The 24,331-nt window shown below is 66.5% G+C and carries 22 protein-coding genes; 8 read left to right on the forward strand and 14 right to left on the reverse strand.

Annotated elements, in window-relative coordinates; all coding sequences use genetic code 11:
- Nucleotides 1-33: 33 nt before the first annotated feature.
- From BCEP18194_RS00905 to BCEP18194_RS00920, 4 genes are read left to right on the forward strand one after another with little or no spacing between them, the layout of a single operon-like run.
- Nucleotides 34-705 (forward strand): class I SAM-dependent methyltransferase, encoded by a 672-nt coding sequence (locus BCEP18194_RS00905; protein WP_011349395.1) that lies wholly within the window; start codon nucleotides 34-36, stop codon nucleotides 703-705.
- A 14-nt stretch (nucleotides 706-719) separates the two neighbouring features.
- The gene (locus tag BCEP18194_RS00910) at nucleotides 720-1,892 is read left to right on the forward strand and encodes a citrate/2-methylcitrate synthase (protein WP_011349396.1); all 1,173 of its coding nucleotides are present in this window, start codon (nucleotides 720-722) and stop codon (nucleotides 1,890-1,892) included.
- A 47-nt stretch (nucleotides 1,893-1,939) separates the two neighbouring features.
- Nucleotides 1,940-2,809 (forward strand): class I SAM-dependent methyltransferase, encoded by an 870-nt coding sequence (locus tag BCEP18194_RS00915; protein ID WP_041492399.1) that lies wholly within the window; start codon nucleotides 1,940-1,942, stop codon nucleotides 2,807-2,809.
- Nucleotides 2,810-2,818: 9 nt separating this feature from the next.
- Nucleotides 2,819-3,373, forward strand: a complete 555-nt coding sequence (locus BCEP18194_RS00920) for a GNAT family N-acetyltransferase (protein WP_011349397.1) — start codon at nucleotides 2,819-2,821, stop codon at nucleotides 3,371-3,373.
- An 83-nt stretch (nucleotides 3,374-3,456) separates the two neighbouring features.
- On the opposite strand, the gene BCEP18194_RS00925 is transcribed toward BCEP18194_RS00920, so the two are convergent.
- Both BCEP18194_RS00925 and BCEP18194_RS40955 read right to left on the reverse strand, forming a co-directional pair.
- Nucleotides 3,457-4,059: a LysE family translocator gene (locus tag BCEP18194_RS00925; RefSeq protein WP_011349398.1), complete on the reverse strand. Its 603-nt coding sequence runs from the start codon at nucleotides 4,057-4,059 to the stop codon at nucleotides 3,457-3,459.
- Between the two features lie 88 nt (nucleotides 4,060-4,147).
- A complete protein-coding gene (locus BCEP18194_RS40955; protein WP_157687084.1) occupies nucleotides 4,148-4,309 on the reverse strand; it encodes a hypothetical protein in 162 nt (53 codons plus the stop codon).
- 592 nt (nucleotides 4,310-4,901) lie between these two features.
- Between BCEP18194_RS40955 and BCEP18194_RS00930 the strand changes: the two genes are divergently transcribed.
- The 4 genes from BCEP18194_RS00930 to BCEP18194_RS00945 all read left to right on the forward strand — a co-directional run bounded on the left by BCEP18194_RS00930 (nucleotide 4,902) and on the right by BCEP18194_RS00945 (nucleotide 10,518).
- Complete coding sequence (locus BCEP18194_RS00930; RefSeq protein WP_011349399.1) at nucleotides 4,902-6,515, forward strand: tryptophan halogenase family protein; 1,614 nt, start codon at nucleotides 4,902-4,904, stop codon at nucleotides 6,513-6,515.
- Nucleotides 6,515-7,600 carry a monodechloroaminopyrrolnitrin synthase PrnB family protein gene (locus BCEP18194_RS00935; RefSeq protein WP_011349400.1) on the forward strand — a complete coding sequence of 362 codons (1,086 nt, stop codon included), beginning with the start codon at nucleotides 6,515-6,517 and terminating at the stop codon, nucleotides 7,598-7,600. The genes BCEP18194_RS00930 and BCEP18194_RS00935 overlap by 1 nt, the downstream gene beginning before the upstream one ends.
- A 72-nt stretch (nucleotides 7,601-7,672) precedes the next feature.
- Nucleotides 7,673-9,373 carry an NAD(P)/FAD-dependent oxidoreductase gene (locus tag BCEP18194_RS00940; RefSeq protein WP_011349401.1) on the forward strand — a complete coding sequence of 567 codons (1,701 nt, stop codon included), beginning with the start codon at nucleotides 7,673-7,675 and terminating at the stop codon, nucleotides 9,371-9,373.
- A 23-nt stretch (nucleotides 9,374-9,396) separates the two neighbouring features.
- The gene (locus BCEP18194_RS00945; protein WP_011349402.1) at nucleotides 9,397-10,518 is read left to right on the forward strand and encodes a Rieske 2Fe-2S domain-containing protein; all 1,122 of its coding nucleotides are present in this window, start codon (nucleotides 9,397-9,399) and stop codon (nucleotides 10,516-10,518) included.
- A gap of 48 nt (nucleotides 10,519-10,566) precedes the next feature.
- Here BCEP18194_RS00945 and BCEP18194_RS00950 read toward each other — a convergent pair whose 3' ends face one another.
- The 12 genes from BCEP18194_RS00950 to BCEP18194_RS01005 form a co-directional block, all read right to left on the reverse strand.
- Entirely contained in the window at nucleotides 10,567-12,582 is a 2,016-nt protein-coding gene (locus BCEP18194_RS00950; RefSeq protein ID WP_011349403.1) for a glycoside hydrolase family 3 protein, read from the reverse strand.
- Between the two features lie 366 nt (nucleotides 12,583-12,948).
- Entirely contained in the window at nucleotides 12,949-13,863 is a 915-nt protein-coding gene (locus BCEP18194_RS00955) for a LysR substrate-binding domain-containing protein (RefSeq protein WP_011349404.1), read from the reverse strand.
- Nucleotides 13,864-13,912: 49 nt separating this feature from the next.
- A complete protein-coding gene (locus BCEP18194_RS00960) occupies nucleotides 13,913-14,638 on the reverse strand; it encodes an amino acid ABC transporter ATP-binding protein (protein ID WP_011349405.1) in 726 nt (241 codons plus the stop codon).
- A gap of 40 nt (nucleotides 14,639-14,678) precedes the next feature.
- Nucleotides 14,679-15,335 carry an amino acid ABC transporter permease gene (locus BCEP18194_RS00965; RefSeq protein ID WP_011349406.1) on the reverse strand — a complete coding sequence of 219 codons (657 nt, stop codon included), beginning with the start codon at nucleotides 15,333-15,335 and terminating at the stop codon, nucleotides 14,679-14,681.
- Nucleotides 15,332-16,096 (reverse strand): amino acid ABC transporter permease, encoded by a 765-nt coding sequence (locus BCEP18194_RS00970; protein WP_011349407.1) that lies wholly within the window; start codon nucleotides 16,094-16,096, stop codon nucleotides 15,332-15,334. Before BCEP18194_RS00970 ends, BCEP18194_RS00965 begins: the two co-directional genes overlap by 4 nt.
- A 43-nt stretch (nucleotides 16,097-16,139) precedes the next feature.
- Entirely contained in the window at nucleotides 16,140-16,964 is an 825-nt protein-coding gene (locus BCEP18194_RS00975) for a transporter substrate-binding domain-containing protein (protein WP_011349408.1), read from the reverse strand.
- Nucleotides 16,965-17,015: 51 nt separating this feature from the next.
- A complete protein-coding gene (locus tag BCEP18194_RS00980) occupies nucleotides 17,016-18,086 on the reverse strand; it encodes an ABC transporter ATP-binding protein (protein ID WP_011349409.1) in 1,071 nt (356 codons plus the stop codon).
- 40 nt (nucleotides 18,087-18,126) lie between these two features.
- Complete coding sequence (locus tag BCEP18194_RS00985; protein ID WP_011349410.1) at nucleotides 18,127-18,969, reverse strand: ABC transporter permease; 843 nt, start codon at nucleotides 18,967-18,969, stop codon at nucleotides 18,127-18,129.
- Nucleotides 18,966-19,889, reverse strand: a complete 924-nt coding sequence (locus BCEP18194_RS00990) for an ABC transporter permease (RefSeq protein ID WP_011349411.1) — start codon at nucleotides 19,887-19,889, stop codon at nucleotides 18,966-18,968. Before BCEP18194_RS00990 ends, BCEP18194_RS00985 begins: the two co-directional genes overlap by 4 nt.
- 4 nt (nucleotides 19,890-19,893) lie before the next feature.
- Nucleotides 19,894-20,991: an ABC transporter substrate-binding protein gene (locus BCEP18194_RS00995; RefSeq protein WP_011349412.1), complete on the reverse strand. Its 1,098-nt coding sequence runs from the start codon at nucleotides 20,989-20,991 to the stop codon at nucleotides 19,894-19,896.
- Nucleotides 20,992-21,140: 149 nt separating this feature from the next.
- Entirely contained in the window at nucleotides 21,141-22,613 is a 1,473-nt protein-coding gene (locus BCEP18194_RS01000; protein WP_011349413.1) for an aldehyde dehydrogenase family protein, read from the reverse strand.
- Nucleotides 22,610-24,304, reverse strand: coding sequence for a 5-guanidino-2-oxopentanoate decarboxylase (locus BCEP18194_RS01005; protein WP_011349414.1), 1,695 nt, complete (start codon nucleotides 24,302-24,304; stop codon nucleotides 22,610-22,612). The genes BCEP18194_RS01000 and BCEP18194_RS01005 overlap by 4 nt, the downstream gene beginning before the upstream one ends.
- Nucleotides 24,305-24,331 lie beyond the last annotated feature (27 nt).

Here is a 24,331-nt window from a genome sequence, read left to right on the forward strand (position 1 = left end):
TTGTATCCCTAGACCTCACGACCGGAGACCTGCATGCGTACCAATACCCCCGCCGAAGTCAACGCCGACACCTACGATCACTACGTCGACACGTTCACGCTCGAATGGAACCGCAATCTGGTGCAGCGCGTCGAGCACGAGCTCGCGCAGCGGCGCATCGCGTCGGGCCGGTTGCTCGATGTCGGCACCGGTACCGCGCGGACGCTGATCGAGCTGGCCCGCGTCCCGTCGCTCGCGCCGCTGGGCTTCGTCGGGGTCGACTACTACGACGACATGGTGCGGCGCGCCGAACAGAACGTGCGCGCGGAAGGGCTGGAAGGGCGTATCGACATACGCGCGGGCGACGTCCACGCGCTGCCGTTCGACGACGGGACGTTCGTCGCGGTGATCGGCCGCTCGGTCGTGCATCACTGGGCCGACCCTGTGGGCGCGTACCGGGAGATCTTCCGCACGCTGGCGCCCGGCGGTTTCGCGCTGATTCACGAACCCTGCAGCGATCCGGCGCCGGAGGCGCTCGCGTTCTTCAACGAGCGACGCGCGGCCGCGGGCGTTCATCCGGTCCATCTCGACGGCAAGTTCACCGTCGCGGAGTCGATCGGGCACCTGCACGAAGCCGGCATCGGCGAGCACGCCAGCGTATCGAAGGGATCGGGGATGCTCGCGATCGGCTTCGAGGTGCTGATCGCGAAACCGGCGCAGCAGTAAGCGGGGCCTCGCCGATGCGCACCGATCACGATCTGCCGGCGCCGGACGCCGCCCGTCCGCGCGCCGCACGCGACGAAAGCGAGATCGATGCGGTCTCGATCTCGCCCGACCGGCTTTCCGTACGCGGTGTCGATCTGCTGCAGCTGATCGAGTCCGTCGATTTCCCTGCCGCGATCCTGCATGTGCTCGCGGGCCGGATGCCGGACGCGGGCGACGTGCGCGCACTCGATCGCGCACTGGCGGCGCGGCTTGCCGACGACGGGCCGACCGACGACGGCCTGCTCGTCGCGCAACTGGCCCGCCGCCAGCGCCGGCCCGAGGTGTTCCTGGTCGCGGCGATCGCGGCCGGGCTGGCCGCCGGGCCGCGTGCGCGGCCGGTCGCCTGGCCCGACGCGTTGTCCGGTATCGGGCAGGGCGACGAGGTGGCGACGGGCCTGGGCATCGTCGCCGCGTTGCCGCGCCTGCTGGCGGTGTGGCGCGCGACGGACGACGAGACGCCGGCCCGGGTGCGACCGACGGACGTCGCGCGAGGTTTCAGCGCATCGGTGCTGGACTGCCTGTTCGGCGGCGAATCGAGCGACGCACAGGCCCGCCTGTTCGACGTCCTGCTGGTGGCGCTGCACGGCGGCTTCGGCCTCGTCGCGCCGACCATCGCGCTGCCGCGCTTCTCGGCGAGCACCTACGCAAGCATCGACCTGAACCTGATCGCGGGCTTGACGGGCAGTGGTTCCGCGCATGTGGGCGCGTGCAGCGACGCGACGCGGTTTCTCGCAAGCCTCGTCGGCCGGCCGCCTGCGGAGATTCGCGATCGCGTCGCGCAGCGCGTGCAGGCGGGCGACCGGATTCCCGGCTTCGGCCATCCGCTGCTCGAATGCGATCCGCGACCGGCCGCGCTCGAGCGCCACGCGGTACGGCTGGGTGTCGGCGGCGCGGCGTTCGATGCGTATCGGGCCGTATGCGGCGCGATGCAGGACCTGCGCGGGCTGCCGCCGAACATCGATGCGGCCGCCGCGGCGACCCTGCTCGAACTGGGGGTGCCCGCCGTGCTGGCCACGCCGGTGTTCCTGTTTGCGCGGATGCCGACGATGCTCGCGCACGCGTTGCAGAAGAAGGCGCACCCGCCGTTCGGCCAGACCCGGCCGGTGGCGCGCGAACGCCTCGCCGCGCTGCCGAAGGCCTGGATCTGACGCCGGCTCGCCGGCGCCCCTCAACCCGAGATTGGATCGACACCGACATGCTGACCAACCTGCCGCTGGCGCCGCATTGTGCGGCCAACGATACCCAGCAACGCATCGACTTCGTGAAGAGCCAGATCCATCGCTGGATCGACGAGATGTTCACGTCTCCCGACCGGCACGATCTGCGCGCGTGTTTCGCGAAGACGCTGCTGATCCGCAACTACCTGCTGTCCCCGGTGCTCGATGCGATCGAGACCGAGCGCTTCCTGCGCGACGCGACGGTGCGTGAGTACATGAAGCGCTTTCAGGCGCTGTCGCTCGACAACGAGGTCCGCTTCGAGCGGCAGATGAGCGACGTGCTGCGCGCGGGGCCGTCGAGCGAAGGGCTGCTCCTGATCATCAAGGAGTACTACGCCGAGATTTACCGGCTGCTCGCGCGAACCGAGATCTTCCTGTCGGACATGTCCGCCGATTCGACGGTGGCGATGGTCGGCTCCGGCGGGATGCCGCTGTCGATCCTGTTCATGCAGGCGTTCAGCGGCGCCCGCATCGTCGGGCTGGATCTCAGCGAGGAATCGCTCAGGACCGGCGAGCGGTTCGTCGATCACCTGTGCGCATCGAACCCCGCGCGCTATCGCCGCGCGGCGATCGAGATGGTTCACGCGGATGGCGCGGCGTACGACTACGGTGCGTGCGACATCGTCATCCTGTCGATTCATATCGAGAACAAGGTGGAGATCGTCGAACGGATCATCGAGACGGCGCCGCGCGATCGCAGCGTGATCGTGATCGAGCGACAGGTGCAGGGGCTCGGCCAGTATTTCTATCCGAACTACGGGTTCGATCCGGCCGGGCTGCCGCTCGTGAAGCAGGCCACGCTGTGCTCGTCGCTGCTGGTGAGCACGGCCTATCGGCTCGACTGGTAGGCGGGCGAGATGACGACGAACGAGATTCTTTCCGGCGGAATCGGCCTGTTCCATGCATGGGAGCGGCAGGTGCTCGCGCTTTACATGGACGCGTTTACGACGGGGTCGTATGCCGGTCACTACCTGGACGAGGCGGCGGAGCGCGGCTGGATCTACGGACTCTTCATCGAGCATGCCGCGCGTTGCCATCTGTGGGTGGCCGGCGACGCGCTGGCCGGTTTCCTGCTCTCCGCCGAAGCGGGCTACGACCGCAAATTGCCGGTGTCGCTGCGCGCCACGCTCGGCGACGGGCCCGTGATGTCGATCGCCGAACTGGCAGTCGCCCCGCACTGGCGCTCACGCGGGCTCGGCGAAGCGCTGGTGCGGCGCTGCATCGGCGAGGCAGCGCCCGGCTACCGCGACATCATCGTGCGCAGCAACAGCAATGCGCTCGCCGCGCACCGGCTTTACCAGCGGCTTGGGTTCGAACCGTTCGGCTCGGTACGCGTGGAAAACGAGATGCTCGCCGACGGGCGACGCGGCGTCGAGTGTGTCGACAAGCAGTATTTCCGGTATCGCGTGTAGCGGCTGGGTGGAAATGGCCGGTTTCGGGTGGCGTAGGCGGTCCGGCGGATCATCGGGATCCGCCGGACCGCGCCATCACCGCCTCATCGATTGAGCACCGAACTGGCCAGCGTTGCTGCGAACGTCAGCAACACGAGCGAAGAGCACCGCAACACGATAGACGCCAAGCGACCCTCCGCGCGATTCATGATCAGCAGCCGCCCCGACCGGGACCATAGAAGTCCGATCGGAATCAGGGTGATCAGAAATGCGCCCATCGACAACAAGAAGATCTCGAGCGATCTGAAGGCCGACTCCGGGAAGATTGCGCTTGAAAACAGCAAAGCCTTGGGGTTCATCAGGGTCGCAAGGAAAAGCGCCCGGAACCCGAGTGGCGCTGAGTCGGTAGCGCCAAAGTTGGCACCTTTAAGCCACATCTTCACTGCGAGGTAGAAGATGAAAAGGGAGCTGATCAACTTTACGCAACTGACGATCCACGGATATTGCGTCGCCAACGACCAGAGGAAAAATCCCCAGACGGTGATGGCTATTACATAGCCTGACGCCTCCGCCGCGACCAGCCTGCACGCACCACGCAGATTCAGCTTGAGCCCGGCAGAAAGCAGCAGCGTGTTTGTCGGCCCGGGTACCAGCAGCACGAGTGCGGCGTAGAACGACATTTTTAGCATGGGACTCAATGTCAGCATGGGCTAACCTCGTCTTTCCAACGATTTGCTTCGTGAAATTGCCGATGGTGCGATGGTTGCGAGTGGCGGAGCGTAAATCTGTCGCGAGTTAGCGGAATTTCGACGCGCGCACGATAACTTGATTTTTCGACGACGAGAACGATGGCGCGGCGCCGGCGGCAAAATAACCACCTTCATCGACTTCGCCATTCCGATGGGCCACGCCGGCAAAGCAGGAAATGGCATGCAAGGCGGTGGTGTCGGTACCCATATTTGTCAGGCCAGGCAGGTTCCCGGAATATCCGTCAGGGAATCATAGGTGCTGGGGCGTATCACTGACAACCCTTCTTCCTCGTGCTTGAGATCCTGAAATGCCGCGAGCGATTGCTTCATTTATTCATCGTGATAAATGAGGCCGGGCCGTGATTTATTCGGTACTCAATTTAGACCGGCGGATATGCAATAGTAATGGCTATTGATCCGGAAATTTTAAGGTTCCAGGTCGAAGTTTCCGTAATAATCGGATCCCTGTTTTCCTTCGTGTAATTTCTCCTTGTTCACGCATGGCAATGTGATCGTGCGTCACTGATGCGTATATTGGGCGTGCAAATGGGGATAGTTTAACGATCATGCATTAATCATGAAATTGATCACAAATTCCGGGTTTGATATCGCGCCGTTCCTTTGTGATGTGCATGGTGCTCAGTGTTGGGATGGCGTAATTAAATCCGTCGGAAAGCAAATAAAAATCCTGTCAAATTTATCAGTTTAATTTAAGTAATCGCCGACCTATTCTGAATGCGGATCAATTGGTCACCCTCACAGAGGTCCATTCGGGTTTTAAATCCTATGGGAACCGTGTCATGAGCAATCCGATCAAGAACATCGTCATCGTGGGCGGTGGCACCGCAGGCTGGATGTCCGCCTCGTACCTCGTCCGGGCGCTCCAGCAGCAGGCGAACATCACGCTCATCGAGTCCGAGGCGATCCCCCGGATCGGCGTGGGCGAGGCGACCATCCCGAATTTGCAGAAGGTGTTCTTCGACTTCCTCGGGATACCGGAGCGGGAGTGGATGCCCCAGGTGAACGGCGCGTTCAAGGCCGCCATCAAGTTCGTTAACTGGAGGAAGGCCCCCGACCGCTCGCGCGACGACCACTTCTACCATTTGTTCGGCAGCGTGCCGAACTGCGACGGCGTGCCGCTGACCCACTACTGGCTGCGCAAGCGCGAACAGGGCTTCCAGCAGCCGATGGAATACGCCTGCTATCCGCAACCCGACGCGCTCGATGCCAAGCTGGCACCGTGCCTGCCCGACGGCACCCGCCAGATGCCCCACGCGTGGCACTTCGACGCGCACCTGGTGGCCGATTTCCTGAAGCGCTGGGCCGTCGAACGCGGGGTGAAGCGCGTGGTCGACGAGGTCGTGGAGGTGCGCCTGAACGAGCGTGGCTTCATCTCCAGCCTGTCCACCAAGGAGGGTCGGACGCTGGAGGCGGACCTGTTCATCGACTGCTCCGGCATGCGGGGGCTCCTGATCAACCAGGCGCTGAAAGAGCCCTTCATCGACATGTCCGACTACCTGCTGTGCGACAGCGCGGTCGCCAGCGCGGTGCCCAACGACGACGCACGTGTGGGGATCGAGCCGTACACGTCCTCGATCGCGATGAACTCGGGGTGGACCTGGAAGATTCCGATGCTGGGCCGGTTCGGCAGCGGCTACGTGTTCTCGAGCAAGTTCACGTCGCGCGACCAGGCCACCGCCGACTTCCTCCATCTCTGGAACCTGTCGGACAAGCAGCCGCTCAACCAGATCAAGTTCCGGGTGGGGCGCAACGGGCGGGCGTGGGTCAACAACTGCGTCGCGATCGGGCTGTCGTCGTGCTTTCTGGAGCCGCTGGAATCGACGGGGATCTACTTCATCTACGCGGCGCTTTACCAGCTCGTGAAGCACTTCCCGGACACGTCGTTCGATCCGCGATTGAGAGAGGCATTCAACGCCGAGATCGTCTACATGTTCGACGACTGCCGGGATTTCGTGCAGGCGCACTATTTCACCACGTCGCGCGAAGACACACCGTTCTGGCGCGCGAACCGGCACGACCTGCGGCTCTCGGACGCCATCAAGGAGAAGGTCGAACGCTACAAGGCGGGGCTGCCGCTGACCACCACGTCGTTCGACGACGCCACGTACTACGAAACGTTCGACTTCGAATTCAAGAACTTCTGGTTGAACGGCAACTACTACTGCATCTTTGCCGGCCTGGGGATGCTGCCCGACCGGTCGCTGCCGCTCCTGCGGCACCGGCCAGAGTCGATCGACAAGGCCGAGGCGATGTTCGCCCGCATCCGGCGCGAGTCCGAGCGTCTGCGGACGAGCTTGCCGACGAACTACGACTACCTGCGGTCGCTGCGCGAGGGGGCGGGGCGGTCACGCAGCCAGCCCGGGCAGGCGGTCGCGGCGCCGGAGATCCAGTAGTGGAGCGCGCCCTGGGCCGGGTAGGCGCATGCGCGGCCACGCACGCCGCGGTGGCGGCCTGCGATCCGCTGCAGGCGCGGGCGCTCGTGCTGCAGCTGCCGGGCCTGAATCGCAAGAAGGACGTGCCCGGCATCGTCGGCCTGTTGCGCGATTTCCTTCCGGCGCATGGCGTGCCGTCCGGCTGGGGCTTCGTCGAAGCCGCCGCCGCGATGCGGGACATCGGGTTCTTCCTGGGGTCGCTCAAGCGGCACGGGCACGAGCCCGTGGACGTGGTGCCCGGGCTCGAGCCGGTGCTGCTCGACCTGGCGCGTGTGACCGACCTGCCGCCGCGCGAGACGCTCCTGCATGTGACGGTCTGGAACCCCGCGGCGGCCGACGCGCAGCGGAGCTACTCGGGGCTCAGCGACGAAGCGCACCTGCTCGAGAGCGTGCGCATCTCGATGGCGTCCCTCGAGGCGGCCATCGCGTTGACCGTCGAGCTGTCCGACGTGCCGCTGCGGTCGCCCGCGTTCGAGGAAGGGTGCGTCGAGCTGGCGGTCTACCTTCAGAAAATGGTCGACTCGATCGTTTACGCCTACCGCTTCATCTCGCCGCAAGTCTTCTACGACGAGCTCCGCCCCTTCTACGAACCGATTCGAGTCGGGGGCCAAAGCTACCTCGGCCCCGGTGCCGTGGAAATGCCCCTCTTCGTGCTGGAGCACGTCCTGTGGGGCTCGCAATCGGATCACCCGGCTTATCTGGAATTCAAGGAGACGTATCTGCCCTACGTGCTTCCCGCGTTCAGGGCGGTCTACGCCCGGTTCGCCGGGAGGCCGGCGCTCGTCGACCGCGTGCTCGCCGAGGCGCAGGCGGCGCGCGTGCGGGGCGAGCCTGTCGGGGCAGGGCTGGCAGCCCTCGAGCTGGTCCTCGAGATCCTGCTGCACTTCCGGGCGCCTCACCTCAAATTGGCGGAGCGGACGTACGAAGCCGGGCAAAGCGGCCCCGCGATCGGCAGCGGGGGGTATGCGCCCAGCATGCTCGGCGATCTGCTCACGCTTACGCGGGCCGTGCGGGCCCGCCTGCACGCCGCGCTCGACGAGCGCTGACACCCGACGCCTGACACCTGGCGCCCGACGCGTGCGGCCATGTGTTCCATCTCACCAGGAGAGCTTGCCCCCATGACTCAGAAGCGCACTGCGAACGAGCACGACAGCAACCACTTCGACGTGATCATCCTCGGCTCGGGCATGTCCGGCACCCAGATGGGGGCCATCCTGGCCAAACAGAAGTTTCGTGTCCTGATCGTCGAGGAGTCGTCGCACCCACGGTTCACGATCGGCGAATCGTCGATCCCCGAGACGTCGCTGATGAACCGCATCATCGCCGATCGCTACGGCATTCCGGAGCTGGACCACATCACGTCGTTCTATGCGACGCAGCGTTACGTCGCATCGAGCACGGGCATCAAGCGCAACTTCGGCTTCGTGTTCCACAAGCCCGGCCAGGAGCACGACCCGAAGGAGTTCACGCAGTGCGTCATTCCCGAGCTGCCGTGGGGGCCGGAGAGCCACTATTACCGGCAGGACGTCGACGCGTACCTGCTGCAAGCCGCGATCAAATACGGCTGCACGGTGCGCCAGAAGACGAGCGTGACCGACTACCACGCCGACAAGGACGGCGTCGCGGTGGCCACCGCCCAGGGCGAACGGTTCACCGGCCGGTACATGATCGACTGCGGGGGACCGCGCGCGCCGCTCGCGACGAAGTTCGGGCTCCGCGAAGAGCCGTGTCGCTTCAAGACGCATTCGCGCAGCCTCTACACGCACATGCTCGGGGTCAAGCCGTTCGACGACATCTTCAAGGTCAAGGGGCAGCGCTGGCGCTGGCACGAGGGGACCTTGCACCACATGTTCGAGGGCGGCTGGCTCTGGGTGATTCCGTTCAACAACCACGCGCGGTCGACCAACAACCTGGTGAGCGTCGGCCTGCAGCTCGACCCGCGGGTCCACCCGAAAACGGACATCCCCGCGCAGCAGGAATTCGACGAGTTTCTCGCGCGGTTCCCGAGCATCGGGGCGCAGTTCCGCGATGCCGTGCCGGTGCGCGACTGGGTCAAGACCGACCGCCTGCAGTTCTCGTCGAGCGCCTGCGTCGGCGATCGCTACTGCCTGATGCTGCACGCGAACGGGTTCATCGACCCGCTCTTCTCCCGCGGGCTCGAGAACACCGCGGTGACCATCCACGCGCTCGCGGCGCGCCTCATCAAGGCGCTGCGCGACGACGACTTCTCGCCCGAGCGCTTCGAGTACATCGAGCGCCTGCAGCAGAAGCTTCTGGACCACAACGACGATTTCGTCAGCTGCTGTTACACGGCGTTCTCGGATTTCCGCCTGTGGGACGCGTTCCACAGGCTGTGGGCGGTCGGCACGATCCTCGGACAGTTCCGGCTCGTGCAGGCCCACGCGAGGTTCCGTGCGTCGCGTAACGAGCGTGACCTCGATCACCTCGACGACAACGCCCCGTATCTCGGCTTCCTGTGCGCGGACATGGAGGGGTACTACCAGTTGTTCAACGACGCCAAAACCGAGGTCGAGGCCGTGAGCGCCGGGCGCAAGCCGGCCGGGGAGGCGGCGGCGCGGATTCACGTCCTCATCAACGAACGGGAGTTCGCCAAGCCGATGTTCGGCTTCGGGTACTGCATCACCGGGGCCAGGCCGCAGCTCAACAACTCGAAGTACAGCCTGGTGCCGGCGATGAAGCTGCTGCACTGGACGCAGACCAGCGCGCCGGCGGAGGTGAAGAAGTACTTCGACTACAACCCGATGTTCGCGCTGCTCAGGGCGTACGTCACGACCCGCATCGGCCTGGCGCTGAAGTAGCCGGCCGACACCGCCACGAGACCATGGACGACGTTCAATTTAAATTGCAGCAAGCGGATGCCGGCGCGCATCCCGCGGGGGCGTACGACGCGACCACGCGGCTCGCCGCGAGCTGGTACGTCGCGATGCGCTCGGACGACCTCAAGGACAAGCCGACGGCGTTGACGCTCTTCGGCCGGCCATGCGTCGCGTGGCGCGGCGCGACGGGGCGAGCCGTGGTGATGGACCGCCACTGCTCGCACCTCGGCGCGAACCTGGCCGACGGGCAGGTGAAGGACGGGTGCATTCAATGCCCGTTTCACCACTGGCAGTACGACGAGCAGGGCCAGTGCGTCCACATTCCGGGCCACAGTACGGAGGTGCGCCGGCTGGAGCCTGTCCCGCGCGGGGCGCGTCAGCCGACGTTGGTCACCGCCGAGCGGTACGGCTACGTGTGGGTTTGGTACGGCTCCCCGCAGCCGCTGCATCCGCTGCCTGAAATCGCCGCGGCCGACGTCGACAACGGCGACTTCATGCACCTGCACTTCGCGTTCGAGACGACGACGGCGGTGTTGCGGATCGTCGAGAACTTCTACGACGCGCAGCACGCGCACCCCGTCCATGCGCTCCCGATCTCGGCGTTCGAGCTCAAGCTCTTCGACGACTGGCGCCCGTGGCCGGAGGTCGAGTCACTGGCGCGGGCGGGCGCGTGGTTCGGCGCCGGGATCGACTTCACCGTGAACCGGTACTTCGGGCCCCTCGGCATGCTGTCGCGCGCGCTCGGCCTGAACATGTCGCAGATGAACCTGCACTTCGACGGCTACCCCGGCGGGTGCGTCATGACCGTTGCACTGGACGGTGAAGCCAAATACAAGCTGCTCCAGTGCGTGACGCCGGTGAGCGACGGCAAGAACGTCATGCACATGCTCATCTCGATCAAGAAGGTGGGCGGCCCGCTGCGCCGCGCGACCGACTTCGTGCTGTTCGGGCTGCAGACCCGGCAGGCCGCAGGGTACGACGTCAAGATCTGGAACGGGATGAAACCGGACGGCGGCGGCGCGTACAGCAAGTACGACAAGCTCGTGCTCAAGTACCGCGCGTTTTACCGGGGGTGGGTTGAACGTGTCGTCGCAGGTGAGCGGCAGGGCGTGAGTCGAAGGTCCTAGTCGATGCCGGCCCGATCAGCGAGCCGGCATCGACAACGCGTCAGCGCATCAATACGTCAAACCGTATCCGAACGGATACAGCGGATGCGCGGTATCGTGCGGCACGTCTTCCCGCTGCGCTGCGACTTCCGCCATCGACGACGGCAGCTCGAACGGCAGCTTCCCTTGCGGTTGACCTTTCCCTGTCAGCACGTCGAACAGCGCGGCATCGGTCACGCCGAAATTGGCGAGGATCGCGGTGGCCTTGTCCTGCACGTTGGTCAGGATCGCGGGGCGATCCATGTACACCGACACGATCGACTTCGGCGCAAGCGCGGCCTGCTTGATTGCCTCGTAGTCCGCACTACCGTCGACGAACGCGAGACTGCCTTCGTGCTGCATCGAGCCGAACATGTAGTTCGGGTGCAGCGTCTGATAGGGCGTGCTCACGCGGAGAATCGCCACGTCCGCGGCTTGCGGCGTATCGACGACCTGATACCCGTATTGCCGTGCGACCGCGGGATCGATACCGTACAGCCAGACTTTCTTGCCCGACGCCGTCATCGGCAGCAGCTTGCCGTTGTTCTGCAGCAGCACCATCGAGCGGCGCTGCGCATCGAGTGCCTGGGCCTGGAAGTCGGCGTTGCCGACGATCTTGCCGGCCGCGTCGGCATCGACATACGGATGATCGAACAAGCCTTGCTGGAATTTTTGCAGCAGGACGCGATAGGCCGATTCCGACAGACGGTCTTCCGACAACTGTCCGCGATTGACGGCGTCGATGAGGTCGCTCGGATCGTCGTCTCCGCCGAACTGGTCGATGCCGGCGTTGACCGCTCGCACGAAACGCTGCACGCGGGTCGCGCCTTCCATCCCCCAGGGCATGCCCAGTCCGACGAACGACGGGGACCCTGACGACACGCCGTTGATGCAATTCGCGTCGCAGTCGTCGGCAATCAGCCAGTCGGACACGATCACGCCCTTGAAGCCGTATTTCCCGCGCAGCAGGTCGGTCAGCAATGCCTTGTCGTAAGCGCCGCCGACGGGCTCCAGCGTGATGCCGTCGACCGTGACCGTCATGTCCGGTTCGGAGTAGGTCGGCATGACCGAGCCGACGTTGGCTGCGAAGGCGCCTTCGAACGGCTTCAGGTGGTAGGCGAAGTTGTTGCCCGGATAGGTCGCATAGCGACCGTAGTAGTTGTGGCTGTCGAACCCGAGTTTCTGCGCGCCATATCCGGCCCAGTGCTTGACGACGGCGATGACGCTATTGGCCTGAATGCCGTTGCTGCCGCCCTGGAAGCCTTCGATATAGGCCTGAACCTGCGTGCGCGCGAGATCGGCGTCCTCGCCGAAGGTGCCGTTGATGCGTGACCAACGCGGCTCGGTCGCCAGGTCGGCCTGCGGCGAAAGCGCTTCGGTCATGCCGACCGCGCGATACTCCTGGCGCGCGATATCGCCGAATTTTCGCGTGAGTGCCGCGTCGCCGATTGCGGCGAAGCCGAGCGTTTCCGGCCACTGCGAGAAGCCGCTACTGCCTGCACTTGCGCCGAGCGTGTACTGGAAATGGTTGCGCGGGTCGGAACTGATCGACACCGGGATGCCGAGCCGCGACTGCTCCGCCAGCGTCTGAATCTGGTTGGTTTGATCGGCCATGGTGTGCGCGTCGGCACTCATGCGCGTGATATAGGTGTTGACGCCCCGCTGATTGATGAGCGTCTTGAGTGCCGCCAGATCGTAAGCGGAGCCGGTGCCCGCACCGGTGGTGTCGTTCAGCACCGGCGCGGTGCCGTGCATCATCAGGCCGGCTTTCTCGGCCAGCGTGAGGCGGCCGACGAGGTCCCGCGCGCGCACGTCGGCGCTCAGCCGCCAGTCTTCGTAGGGTTCGAGCTGACCGCTCTTGTCCATGTCCTTGAACTTAAGGCCGTCCTTGGTGATCAGGTTCAAGGTCGTATAGCCAAAGTCCTGTTGCGTGACCGGCGTGGAAGAGGAATCGACGCCGCCGCAGGCAAACAGCCCCAGGGTGAGCGCGGTGCCCGACGCGGTCCATGCCGATCGGCGAATGGCTGATCTCGTGATACGTTGCATTCATGTCTCCTGAATCGGATTTTTTTAGGCGCGGCCGTGATGCGTGACAAATGGCCGCTGGCCACTTTACCGAGCTGTTTCAGGGGACGTTTTACCGGCGGGTGCAGTTTTTGCCCCGATGGGGCGCGATGTTTGAGGCAATGGGGGCGTCGGGCTTTCAAGCCGATCGGCCGGCACGGACAGGTCAGGCAGGATATCCGGGCGTGCTGAGCGACCGTGCGATAGGCGGTCGCTCATTGCCCTCCTTCATGGCGGGACTTTCGAACGATTCGGCGCGATGTGCGCGAGCGCCGGATCCGGTCGCCCGAGCCGGCGCAATCACACATTTCGTCGGGTCGTGCCGCATGCGTGAGATGCGGTATCCGCTCAGGCCGGAGCGCCACCCGCGCCACCCGCAACGCCCACGGCGCTCTTGCGTTCGTCAGCGATCCAGCCGCCGAACAACTGGATCTTCTGCTGCTGTTCCGCACCGTCCGGATACACGAAGAAATAGCCCATCCCCGTCGGCAACGACAGGTCGAACGGCATCACCAGCCGGTGCGCCGCCACGCTTTCGTCCACGAGCGTCCTGTCGCCGATCGCGACGCCGTAGCCGTCGATCGCCGCGTGCGTCGCGAGATCGAGCGTTTCGAAGCTCAAGCCGCGCGTCGAGTCGACGTGCGGCGCGCCCGCATGATCGAGCCACCGCTTCCAGTCCCGGTGATCGCGGGTCGGATGCAGCAACGTGTGGCCGGCCAGGTCGTCGAGGCTCGCGAGCGGCTGCCGGTCCGGCAAGCCCGGCGCGCAGACCGGCGTGAGCCGTTCTTCGAACAACGGGATCGCATGCATGTCGGGGCCGGCGCCGGCCGCGTAAATCACCGCCGCGTCGAACGGCTCCATGCGGAAGTCGACCTGATGATCCCAGGTGGTGGTGATCTGCACCTGCAGTTCGGGATGTTCGGCCTGGAACCGCATGATGCGCGGCAGCATCCACTGCATCATGCAGGTCGGCACCTTCAGTGCGAGTTCGGTACGCCTGCGCGAAAGGCGCATCGATACCTCCTCGATGCGCGCGAAGCTTTCGCGTACCGTCGGCAACAGGAGTTCGCCTTCGGCCGTCAGCGTCAGCCCCTTGGGCGTGCGCTTGAACAGCGCAAACTGATAGAAGCTCTCGAGCGCGAGGATTTGCCGGCTCACGGCCCCCTGGGTCAGGCACAGGTGCTCGGCGGCGCGCGTGAAGCTGCCGTGACGGGCAACGATGTCGAACACCTGCAGCGCGTTGAGGGAGGGAAGTCGTTTCATCGGTAGCGTCGGGGTGGAACGGGCGCGCGGCGGCGCGCCGCGGTATCGCTCAGTGCAGGATCTTCGCGAGGAAATCCTTCGCGCGTTCCGACTTCGGATTCGAGAAGAAATCGTCCTTGCGGTCGTCCTCGACGATCGCGCCCTTGTCCATGAAGATCACGCGATGGGCGACCTTCTTCGCGAAGCCCATCTCGTGCGTGACGACCATCATCGTCATCCCTTCCTGCGCGAGTTCGACCATCACGTCGAGCACTTCGTTGATCATCTCGGGGTCGAGCGCGGACGTCGGCTCGTCGAACAGCATCGCGATCGGGTCCATCGACAGCGCGCGCGCGATCGCGACACGCTGCTGCTGGCCGCCCGACAACTGGCCCGGGAACTTGTGCGCGTGCGCTTTCAGGCCGACGCGGTCGAGCAGCTTCAGGCCCTTCTCGTTCGCCTCGTCCTTGCCGCGGCCGAGCACCTTGACCTGCGCGAGCGTCAGGTTCTCGGTAATCGACAGGTGCGGGAACAGCTCGAAATGCTGGAACACCATCCCGACCTTCGAGCGCAGCTTCGACAGGTTCGTCTTCCTGTCGCCGACCGACTGGTCGTTCACGAGGATCTCGCCCTGCTGGAACGGCTCGAGGCCGTTCACGGTCTTGATCAGCGTGGATTTGCCCGAGCCCGACGGGCCACACACCACCACCACTTCGCCCTTCTTGACCTCGGTCGTGCAGTCGGTGAGGACCTGAAACTGGCCGTACCACTTCGAAACGTTGCTGATGGAAATCATGGAAGTTCCTGGATCGTAATGAAGCGCGCGCGGTGCCGGTTCAGCGTGCCTTCGCGACGCGATAGCGACGTTCGAGCACGCGGGCGTACCACGTCAGCGGGAAGCACATCGCGAAGTAGAGCAGCGCGACCATCGCGTAGATCGGAAACGGCTTGAATACCGCGTTGGTGATGATGTTGCCGGTCTTGGTCAGCTCGGTCAGCCCGATGATCGACGTCAGCGCGGTGCTTTTCACCGCCTGCACGAGGAAGCCGACGGTCGGCGGCAGCGCGATCTTCCACGCCTGCGGCCACACCACGTAGCGCAATTGCTGGGTCCACGTCATGCCGAGGCTGGCCGCCGCGTTCCACTGGCCGCGCGGTACCGCGTCGACGCAGCCGCGCCAGATGTCGGTCAGGTACGCGCTGGCGTTCAACGTCAGCACGACCGACGCGGCCACCCATGGCGTCACGTCGATGCCGATGAGCGGCAAGCCGAAGAAGCCAAGGAAGAGCTGCATCAGCAACGGCGTGCCCTGAAACAGCTCGACGTACAGGATCACGAAGCGACGCAGCGCGGCCGACGCCGAGATGCGCATCGCCAGCAGCGCGAACCCGGCGACGCTGCCGCCGACGAACGTGATCAGCGAAAGCAGCACGGTCCAGCGCGCGGCGAGCAGCAGGTTCCACGCAATGTCCTGGAAGGTGAATTCGATCATCGTGCACGCTCCGTGGGAAGGCGGGTTTCGGGAGAGCGGGCGCGCCACGTGAAGCGCGCAAACCGGGCGCGTTGGGGCGCGGCCGCCGCGCCGCGCTGGGTGCGGCCCGAGAACAGCCGCCGGCCGACGCGGTTGAGCAGCATGCGCAACGCGATCGACAGCAGCAGGTAGATCGCGGTCACGACGATGTAGATCTCGAACGCACGGAAGTTGCGCGACTGGATGTAGTTCGCCGCATAGGTCAGGTCGGGCACCGAGATCTGCGAGACGACCGCGGAGCCGAGCATGACGATCAGCACCTGCCCGAGCAGCGCGGGATACACGTTGGCGAGCGCCTGCGGCAGCACGACGTGACCGAACACCTGCCGGCCGTGCAGCCCGAGCGCGCGCGCCGCCTGCACTTGCCCGTGCGGCACCGATTCGATGCCGGCACGCAGGATCTCGACCGCGTACGCGCCCAGGTTGACCGTCATCGCCAGCACGGCCGCCTGCGCTTCGTCGATGTGCACGCCGATCCCGGGCAGCCCGAAAAAGATGAAGAACAGCTGGACCAGGAACGGCGTATTGCGGATCAGCTCGACGTAGGCCGCGACGAGCGCACGCGCCCAGCGCGGGCCGGCGAGCGCGACCCACGCCCCGGTGGTGCCGATCAGGCCGCCCAGCACGGTGGAGGCCGCGGTGAGGCCGAGCGTCACGCCGATGCCGCGCGCGAGCATGCCGGCGTAGAGGCCGAAATCGCTGAAGTCGAACACGTAGGTCATCGCGATGCCTTTCGTCGTGAATGCGGGGCGGGGGCGGCGCGCATTACAGGTCGGCCGGCAGGGCCGCGTGCAGCCACTTCTGCGACAGCGCATTCAGCGTGCCGCTCTTGCGGGCGCCGGCGATCGCGTCGTTGACCTTCTGCATCAGGCGCGGCTCGTTCTTGTTCAGGCCGACGTGGTCGGGCGAGCTGAACAGCGAGAACTTCTGCTCCGGATCGATCGACGGATGGCGCGCGATGATCGTCGCGCCGACGTCGTTGCCGACCACGAGCAACTGCGCCTGTCCCGACAGGAACGCCGCGATCGCACCGTTCGGGTCGTCGAAGCGCTTGATCGTCGCGCTCGGCGGCGCAACCTTGCTCACGCTCAGGTCCTCGAGCGTGCCGCGCGCAACCGCGACCGATTTGCCGGCGAGATCGGCGTTGCCCTTCACGGCCAGCGATTTCGGGCCGAACACGGCGAGGTAGTACGGCGCATACGCGTTCGAGAAGTCGATCACCTTCGCGCGTTCCGGCGTTTGTCCGACCGACAGCAGCATGTCGGTCTTGCGGTCGGCCAGATAGGCCATCCGGTTGTCGCCGGTGACCTGCACGAGTTCGACTTTCGCGTTGAGCGCCTTGCCGATCAGGTTCGCCATGTCGATGTCGTAGCCCAGCGGCTTCATGTCGGGGCCGATCGAGCCGAACGGCGGGTAGTCCTCGAACACGCCGATGCGCACGACGCCCGACTTCGCGATCGTGTCGAGTGCATCGGCATGCGCGAGCGGCGCGAACGCGGCAAGGCCCGCGGTGCCGGCGCAGGCGCAGAGGAGGACGGTACGGGCAAGCAGGCGCTGCACGCGGCGGGTGGCTTGGGACATTGCGTTCATGGTGAGATCCTCGTTGCTGCGCTGGACTGCGCGGGAGAACGGAAAAGGGAATCAGGCGCCGCGGGCGGCGATGAGCTTGCACGCATGGGCCGGCAGTTCAGCGAGCACCGGCATGCCGACGTGGAGGTCGGGCGTCTCGCGCGGCGTCGTCGCGGCCGTCAGCGTGAAGCCCCGGCAGTCGATCGTCGCTTCGATCGACGCACCGACGTCGCGCACGAACGTGATCGTGCCGGCCAGCGTATTCGGTGCCGAAGCCGGCTGGCCCGGACGCACGCAGACGTCCTCGGGACGAATCAGCAGGCGCACGCCATCGGTCGCGCGTGGCGCATCCGGCGCGCGCCGGATCGCGAGACGCTGGCCGCCCGGCAGGACGATGGCGTCGTCGCCGTCGCACGCGACCGGCAGGATGTTGCCGAGGCCGATGAAGTCGGCGACGAATTCGTTGACCGGATCGCGATAGATGTCGAGCGGCCGGCCGACCTGCTGGATCCGGCCTTTCTCCATCACGACGATCTCGTCGGCCATCGTCATCGCTTCGCGCTGGTCGTGCGTGACCATGATCGTCGTGATGCCGAGCCGTTGCTGGAGCAGCCGGATCTCGACCTGCATCGCCTCACGCAGCTTCGCGTCGAGTGCCGACAACGGTTCGTCGAGCAGCAGCAGGCGCGGCGACGAGGCGATCGCACGGGCAATCGCGACGCGCTGGCGCTGCCCGCCCGACAGTTGCGTGACAAGCCGGTCGGCCATGTGCGGCAGCTGGATCAGCTCGAGCAGTTCGGCGACACGCCGTGCCTGCGCGGCCTTGTCGGTCTTGCGCAACCGCAGCGGATACGCGATGTTCTGCGCGACCGTCATGTGCGGAAACAGCGCGAGCGACTGGAACACCATGCCGAAGTCGCGCTGGTTGGCGGGTACGCGCGTGAGGTCGCGGCCGGCGAACGTCAGCGTGCCGGAGGTCGGCGTTTCGAGGCCGGCGATGATCCGCATCAGCGTGGTCTTGCCGCAGCCGGACGGGCCGAGAAAGCAGACGAGCTTGCCGTCCGGCACCGACAGGTCGACGTGATCGACCGCATACGCCTGATGGAAGCGCTTCGTCACGTTCTGGAGGATGAGCTGGGTCATGAGGGTTCCTTGCACGGGCGAGGGCGAGGCGGTGCGCGCGTCAGAGCGCGACACCCTTGTCGCCGACGAGTTTTTCGAGCATCCAGATCAGCGCGAAGTCGATCGCGACGGTGAACACGGCGAAGCAGAACACGGTCGGGTCGAGCGACGAGACGGTGCGGCTGTAGAGCCAGACCGGCAGGGTCATCGTGTCGATGCTGTACAGGAAGAACGTCACCGTGAATTCGTTGAACGACACGATGAAGGCGAACAGCATCCCGGCGAGGATGCCGGGCCGCATCAGCGGCAGCACGACGTCGACGAGCGCGCGGCGCGGGCTCGCGCCCATCAGGCACGCGGCTTCCTCGAAATCGGGGCCGATCGACGCGACCGAGGCCGCACAGTTCTTCACCGTGAACGGCAGCGTCAGGATCACGTGCGCGACGACGAGCCGCGCGATGCCGAGTTCGACCGGCAGCGCGTTGAACACGATCAGCAGCGCGAGGCCGAGCATCACGAGCGGATAGACGATCGGCAACGCGACGAGCTGCTCGACGAGCGCCTTGCCGCGGAAGCGGTAGCGGGACAGCGCGTATGCCGCGGGCACCGACACGGCGGTCGCGATCAGCATCGTCGCGACCGCGACGACGAGGCTCGTCGTCAACGCGGCGCCCATCGACTGGGCACTGCCCGCATCGGACGACACGAACGTCTGCCAGGCAGCGCGGTACCAGTGCAGGCTGAACTCGCGCGGCGGGAATTCGAGCGTGCCCGAGGCGCCGAACGACATCGTGATCATCGTCAGGATCGGCAGCGACGCGAGCAACAGTACGAGCGTCGCGAGCCCGCCGGTGACGCGTCCGAGGCGGCCGGGCATGGGCGCGCGCAGGAGCAGGGCATTCATCGGTTCACCTCGTCGGCACGTTGCAGGGCGCGCACGAGGCGCTGCGAAACCGCCATCACGACGAGCGTCGCACCCATCAGCACGACGCCGGATGCCGAGGCGGCGGGCCAGTTGAGCAGCGGTGCGACCTGGTCGTGCACGAGCACGGCGAGCATCGGCACGCGCCGGCCGCCGAGCAGCAGCGGCACCGCGAACGCGCTGGCGTTGTACGCGAACACGAGCAGCGCGCCGGAGACGAGCCCGGGCATCGCGAGCGGCAGTGTCACGTGCCGCAGCGTTTGCCAGCGGCTCGCACCGAGCGTCGCGGCGGCTTCGTCGTACGCGCGGGACACCGCGCGCAGCGCGCTCGACAGCGGCAGCACGGCGAGCGGGAACGCGGTCTGGATCAGCCCGAGCAGCACGCCGTGCTCGCGGTACAGCAGCTGCAGCGGCCGCCCGATCACGCCGGTGGCCAGCAGCGCGCGGTTGAGCAACCCGGCCGGGCCGAGCATCACGAGCCAGCCATAGCCTTGCAGCAGCAGGTTCACGAGCAGCGGCAACAGCACGCCGGCGAGCAGCAACCGGCGCGCGAGCCGCGATTCGGTCCGCGCCATCGCGAGCGCCACCGGGATCGCCAGCAGCACCGCGCACACCATGCTCTCGAACGCGAGGCGCAGCGTGAGCCACAACGACTTCGTGAAGTACGGGTCCGCGAGGTCGAGGTAGTTCTGCAGCGTGAAGGTCCGCCATTCGTCGCCGGACACGCCGACGCTCATGCGCAATACCGTGACCGTCGCGGCGGCGAGCACCGCGAGGAACGCGAGGATCGGCGCAAGCAGCAGCCAGGGCGGCACGCCGGGCAGCGCGGGCGCGTCGGCGCCCGCACCGGCCGTTGCAACGCCGGCCGGCCCTGCGTCGTGGGGAGAGGACAGGGAGGCCATGTCGTTACGCCGAGAAGAGGCCCGTGTAGCGCTTGATCCAGGCCGGCTGGACCGCCGCGAGCGCCTTGTCGTCATGCAGCACGGCTTTCTCCGCGATCTGCTGCGGCGACGGCACGAACGCGCGGCTTGCCGCGGGAATCACGGCCTTGCCGTTCACGGGGCCGTTCAGGACGTCGGCCGCCATCCGGCCCTGTACGCCGGCGTCGAGCGAATGATTGATGAACGCGTGGATCAGGTCGAGGTCGCCCGGGTGCGCCTTCGGAATCACGGTGAACATCAGCTGCGTCGCGAAGCCTTCCTTCATCCCGTACGTCACGCCCATCTTGTAGTCGGGCTTGCGGATCTGGTCCGGGAAGAACGCGGGCGAATAGATGCCGCCGATGTCGAGCGAGCCCGTGCGGAACAGGTCGGCGACCTGGTTCGGGTTTTCGCCGAGGGTCATCACGCGGTCCTTCAGTTGCGCGAGCTTCCGGAATCCCGGGTCGATGTTCTGCTGCGAACCGCCGGCCAGCTTCGCCGCGATGATCGCGAGGTCGACCGCTTCGGCCCACTCGGGCGGCGGCAGGAACAGGCGGCCCGCATACTTCGGATCCCACAGTGCCTCGTAGCTCGACGGTGCGCTCTTGACGGTCGCCGTGTTGTAGATCAGCCCGTCCGACCACAGCAAATAGCCGATGCCGAAGCCGTTCGCGCCGGTGCGGTATTGCGGCGCGACGTCCTTCAGGTTCGGCAGCCGGTTCAGGTCCGGCTTCGCGAGCAGGCCCGCGTCCGCGAGACCGGACGCGCCGACGCCGGCGAGCGTGATGACGTCGTAGGTCGGCCGCTCGCCCGCGGCCTTGACCTTCGCGACCATCCCCGACGTGCCGTCCGCGCGATCGGCGATCACGCGTGCGCCGGTCTGCTTGCTGAAGCTTTCCGCGATGTTGCGCAGCGCGGCCGCGCCGGTATCGTCAGACCACGTGAGCAGGCGCAGCGTCTTGCCCGCGAAACTGCTCGTCTGTGCTTTCGCAGTACTGATGAATGGCATCGGAAGGGCGGATGCAGCGAGCGCCGTGCCGAGGGTTTTGATCACCTGCCTTCTGCCCGCCTTGAAGTGTTGCATGGCCGTCTCCTGATGAACGATGCCGTGTGGTCCGATGCCTGTCGCCGAACTGCGGCGCGGGGTGTGGATGAACTGTAGGGAGGTCAAATTTCCGCAACAAACGAAATATCCGCATGCGCGGCATGACATAAACGCATGGCGCGGCGACCTCAGCCGGCCGGCATCATGACCTGCTTGATCTCCTGAAATGCGGCGAGCCCGAACGGGCCGAGCTCGCGTCCGATGCTGCTGCGCTTGTAGCCACCCCATGAGGTTTGCGGATAGATCAGTTGCGGCGTGTTGATCCACACGACGCCCGCCTCGAGCGCGTCGGCGACCCGCCTGGCGCGTGCCGTGTCGCGTGTGACGACGGTTGCGACGAGCCCGTATTCGGTATCGTTGGCGGCCGCGATCGCCTCGTCCTCGGTGTCGAATGCGCGGACACACAGCACGGGCCCGAAGATTTCTTCACACCATAGCGAGCTGTCGGCCGGCACGTCGGCGAACAGCGCTGGCCTGATGAAATAGCCGGGGCCGTCGAGCGCATTGCCGCCCGTCACGAGCCGTGCGCCGTCGGCCCGGCCCTGCGCGATGTGACGCTGCACGCGCTCGTATTGCGCGCGGTTCGTCAACGGGCCCATCTGGACGCCGGGGGCGAACGGCGGGCCGACGACGGTCGCGTCGATGCGCTGCGCGAGGCGCGCGATCAGGTCGTCGGCAAGCGACGCGGCGACGAGCACGCGCGAGGTCGCCGAACACATCTGCCCGGCGTTGAACAGGCCGCCACCGGTGACGAGTTCAACCGCGTGGTCGAGATCGGCGTCGTCGAACACGACGATCGACGACTTGCCGCCGAGTTCGAGGCCGACGCCCTTGATCGTGTCCGCAGCCGTCTTCATGACCTGCGCACCGACGGCGGTGCTGCCGGTAAACGACACCTTCGCGACGCGCGGATGCGCGCACAGTCGGGCGCCGACGTCGTGGCCGGTGCCTGTCACGACGTTCAGCACGCCGGGCGGCAGCCCCGCTTCGGCGGCGATCGCGGCGAGTTCGAGCTCGGGCAGCGGCGTGATCTCGGACGGCTTCAGCACGACGGTGCAGCCGGCCGCGAGCGCGGGCGCGAGCTTCCATGCGGTCGTCACCATCGGGAAATTCCACGGCACGATCAGCGCGGCGACGCCGGCCGGCTCGCGCCGGATCCACGCGCGATGGTCCGCGTCGGGCAGCGCGATCTCGGTTTCGCCGTCGGTGTCGAGGCGCTCCGCGAGGCCCGCGTAGTAGTCGAAGGTGGCGATCACGTCCGCGACGTCGATCTCGGCTTCGGCGAGCGGCTTGCCATTGTTGAGCGACTGCAGTGTGGCGAGCCGCGTGCGACGGGCGTCGACGCCGCGCGCGATCGCGCGGAGCAGCGCCGCACGCATCGCACCCGTCGTGCGTTTCCAGCCGGGATACGCGCGCGACGCGGCTTGCACCGCGTGCTCGACGTCGGCCTCGCTCCCTGCGCTGACGTCGGCGAGCACGGCTTCCGTCGACGGATCGACGACGGGCAACGTCGCGCCGTCGACGCTCGCACGCCAGGCACCGTCGATGAAGTGGCGCGTGTGCAGCGGCGGATCGAACGCGAGATCGGGTGTTGTATTCATCGCTGCACCTGACCGAACCAGGTTGCCTCGTCGATTTCGATCACGGTCGGGATCGCGCGCGCCGCGGCGTCGCGCAGCGCGGCGGCCAGCGCGCCGGGTGTCGCGGCCGTGTGCGCCGCGCAGCCGAAGCCGCGTGCGAGCACCTGGAAATCGGGCGTATACGGATCGACGCCGACCGGCGTGATGTCGCGCGCAACCATGTATTTGCGGATCTCGCCGTAGCCGTGGTTGTTCCAGACGATCACGATCACCGGCAGCCGCGCCTCGACTGCGCTCGCCAGCTCCGGCAGCGTGAACTGCAGGCCGCCGTCGCCGATCAGGCACACGACCGGGCGCGCGGGCGCGGCGAGCTTGGCGCCGATCGCGGCGGGCAGCCCGTAGCCGAGCGTGCCGTAGCCGGTCGACGAGTTGAACCAGCTGCGCGGCGCCGGTGCATCGTGGGTGAAGTTGCCGACGTAGACGGGGCTGGTCGAATCGCCGGCGATGATCGCGCCGGGCAGCGTGGCGACGATCGTATCGATCAGCAGCGCTTGCGACTGGGCGGCGCTGTCGTGCGTCGCTGCGATCGCGGCACGCACGGCGGCCACCCGCGGCGCGCCCCAGCCGGCATCGGGTGTCGGTGCGGGCGTTTCGTGCAGGCGGGTCGACAACGCGCCGAGCGCCAGTTGCGAATCGCCGGCGATGGCGATCTCGGCGCGCGCGTTGCGCATCAGCTGTTGCGCGTCGATGTCGATGCGGATCAGCCGGCCGTCGATCGCGAAGCCGCCGTCGAACGTGACGTCGTAATCGGTTTCGCCCAGCTCGGTGCCGACGGCGAGTACCACGTCGGCGTCGCGGATCGCCGCACGGGTGGCCGGCAGCGACTGGGTCGAGCCGATCAGCAACGGGTGGCCGGCCGGCAGCAGCCCTTTCGCGTTGATCGTCAGCGCGACCGGCGCGTGCAGGCGTTCGGCGAGTTCGCGCAATTCCGCCGCCGCATGAATGGCGCCACCGCCTGCAAGGATCAGCGGCCGGCGCGCGTGCGCGAGCAGGTCGGCGGCGGCCGCGAGCGCATTCGCATCCGGTGCTGGCCGCGCGGGCAGCGCGGGCGGCGCGTCGGACAGCGCGGGCGCCGGCATCACGATCACGTCGAGCGGAATCTCGATATGCACGGGCCGCGGCCGCGCGCTGGCGAAGACCGCGAATGCGCGCGCAAGGACTTGCGGCAGGTCGGCGGCATCGAGCAGCGTGTGCGAGAACGCGGTGAGCCCTGCGAACACGTCGCGCTGGGACGGCAGCTCGTGCAGGCGGCCGTCGCCGCTGCCGAGTTCGCGTCGCGCGTTGACGCTCGAGATCACCAGCATCGGGATCGAATCCGCGTAGGCCTGTGCCATCGCGGTCGCGATATTGGTCATCCCCGGCCCGGTGATGATGAAGCACACGCCCGGCCGGCCCGTGACGCGTGCATAGCCGTCGGCCATGAAGCCGGCCCCCTGTTCGTGGCGCGGCGTCACGTGGCGGATCGACGAGGCGGCGAGGCCGCGATAGAGCTCGACGGTATGCACGCCGGGAATGCCGAACACGCATTCGACGCCGTGGCGTTCGAGGAGGTCGACGAGCGCTTCGCCGCACGTGCGGGGGCGGGCATGACAGGGCGCTGCCGTGGCCTTGCGGGCCCCGGCGATGGAGGAAACGGTGGCTGGATGGTTCATGGATCGTGGTGTGCCGATTGGGAGGGT

This window comes from Burkholderia lata (genome assembly GCF_000012945.1).
Taxonomy (GTDB): domain Bacteria; phylum Pseudomonadota; class Gammaproteobacteria; order Burkholderiales; family Burkholderiaceae; genus Burkholderia; species Burkholderia lata.

Excerpts from the sequence above, each read along its gene's own strand:
- BCEP18194_RS00910 (WP_011349396.1), top strand. The coding sequence starts at position 720 with ATGCGCACCGATCACGATCTGCCGGCGCCGGACGCCGCCCGTCCGCGC.
- BCEP18194_RS00985 (WP_011349410.1), bottom strand. The coding sequence starts at position 18,969 with ATGAATGCCCTGCTCCTGCGCGCGCCCATGCCCGGCCGCCTCGGACGC.
- BCEP18194_RS00975 (WP_011349408.1), bottom strand. The coding sequence starts at position 16,964 with ATGAACGCAATGTCCCAAGCCACCCGCCGCGTGCAGCGCCTGCTTGCC.
- BCEP18194_RS00945 (WP_011349402.1), top strand. The coding sequence starts at position 9,397 with ATGGACGACGTTCAATTTAAATTGCAGCAAGCGGATGCCGGCGCGCAT.
- BCEP18194_RS00965 (WP_011349406.1), bottom strand. The coding sequence starts at position 15,335 with ATGATCGAATTCACCTTCCAGGACATTGCGTGGAACCTGCTGCTCGCC.
- BCEP18194_RS00915 (WP_041492399.1), top strand. The coding sequence starts at position 1,940 with ATGCTGACCAACCTGCCGCTGGCGCCGCATTGTGCGGCCAACGATACC.
- BCEP18194_RS00930 (WP_011349399.1), top strand. The coding sequence starts at position 4,902 with ATGAGCAATCCGATCAAGAACATCGTCATCGTGGGCGGTGGCACCGCA.
- BCEP18194_RS00905 (WP_011349395.1), top strand. The coding sequence starts at position 34 with ATGCGTACCAATACCCCCGCCGAAGTCAACGCCGACACCTACGATCAC.
- BCEP18194_RS00925 (WP_011349398.1), bottom strand. The coding sequence starts at position 4,059 with ATGCTGACATTGAGTCCCATGCTAAAAATGTCGTTCTACGCCGCACTC.
- BCEP18194_RS00955 (WP_011349404.1), bottom strand. The coding sequence starts at position 13,863 with ATGAAACGACTTCCCTCCCTCAACGCGCTGCAGGTGTTCGACATCGTT.
- BCEP18194_RS00960 (WP_011349405.1), bottom strand. The coding sequence starts at position 14,638 with ATGATTTCCATCAGCAACGTTTCGAAGTGGTACGGCCAGTTTCAGGTC.
- BCEP18194_RS01000 (WP_011349413.1), bottom strand. The coding sequence starts at position 22,613 with ATGAATACAACACCCGATCTCGCGTTCGATCCGCCGCTGCACACGCGC.
- BCEP18194_RS00995 (WP_011349412.1), bottom strand. The coding sequence starts at position 20,991 with ATGCAACACTTCAAGGCGGGCAGAAGGCAGGTGATCAAAACCCTCGGC.
- BCEP18194_RS00940 (WP_011349401.1), top strand. The coding sequence starts at position 7,673 with ATGACTCAGAAGCGCACTGCGAACGAGCACGACAGCAACCACTTCGAC.
- BCEP18194_RS40955 (WP_157687084.1), bottom strand. The coding sequence starts at position 4,309 with ATGGGTACCGACACCACCGCCTTGCATGCCATTTCCTGCTTTGCCGGC.
- BCEP18194_RS00950 (WP_011349403.1), bottom strand. The coding sequence starts at position 12,582 with ATGCAACGTATCACGAGATCAGCCATTCGCCGATCGGCATGGACCGCG.
- BCEP18194_RS00980 (WP_011349409.1), bottom strand. The coding sequence starts at position 18,086 with ATGACCCAGCTCATCCTCCAGAACGTGACGAAGCGCTTCCATCAGGCG.
- BCEP18194_RS01005 (WP_011349414.1), bottom strand. The coding sequence starts at position 24,304 with ATGAACCATCCAGCCACCGTTTCCTCCATCGCCGGGGCCCGCAAGGCC.
- BCEP18194_RS00990 (WP_011349411.1), bottom strand. The coding sequence starts at position 19,889 with ATGGCCTCCCTGTCCTCTCCCCACGACGCAGGGCCGGCCGGCGTTGCA.
- BCEP18194_RS00920 (WP_011349397.1), top strand. The coding sequence starts at position 2,819 with ATGACGACGAACGAGATTCTTTCCGGCGGAATCGGCCTGTTCCATGCA.
- BCEP18194_RS00970 (WP_011349407.1), bottom strand. The coding sequence starts at position 16,096 with ATGACCTACGTGTTCGACTTCAGCGATTTCGGCCTCTACGCCGGCATG.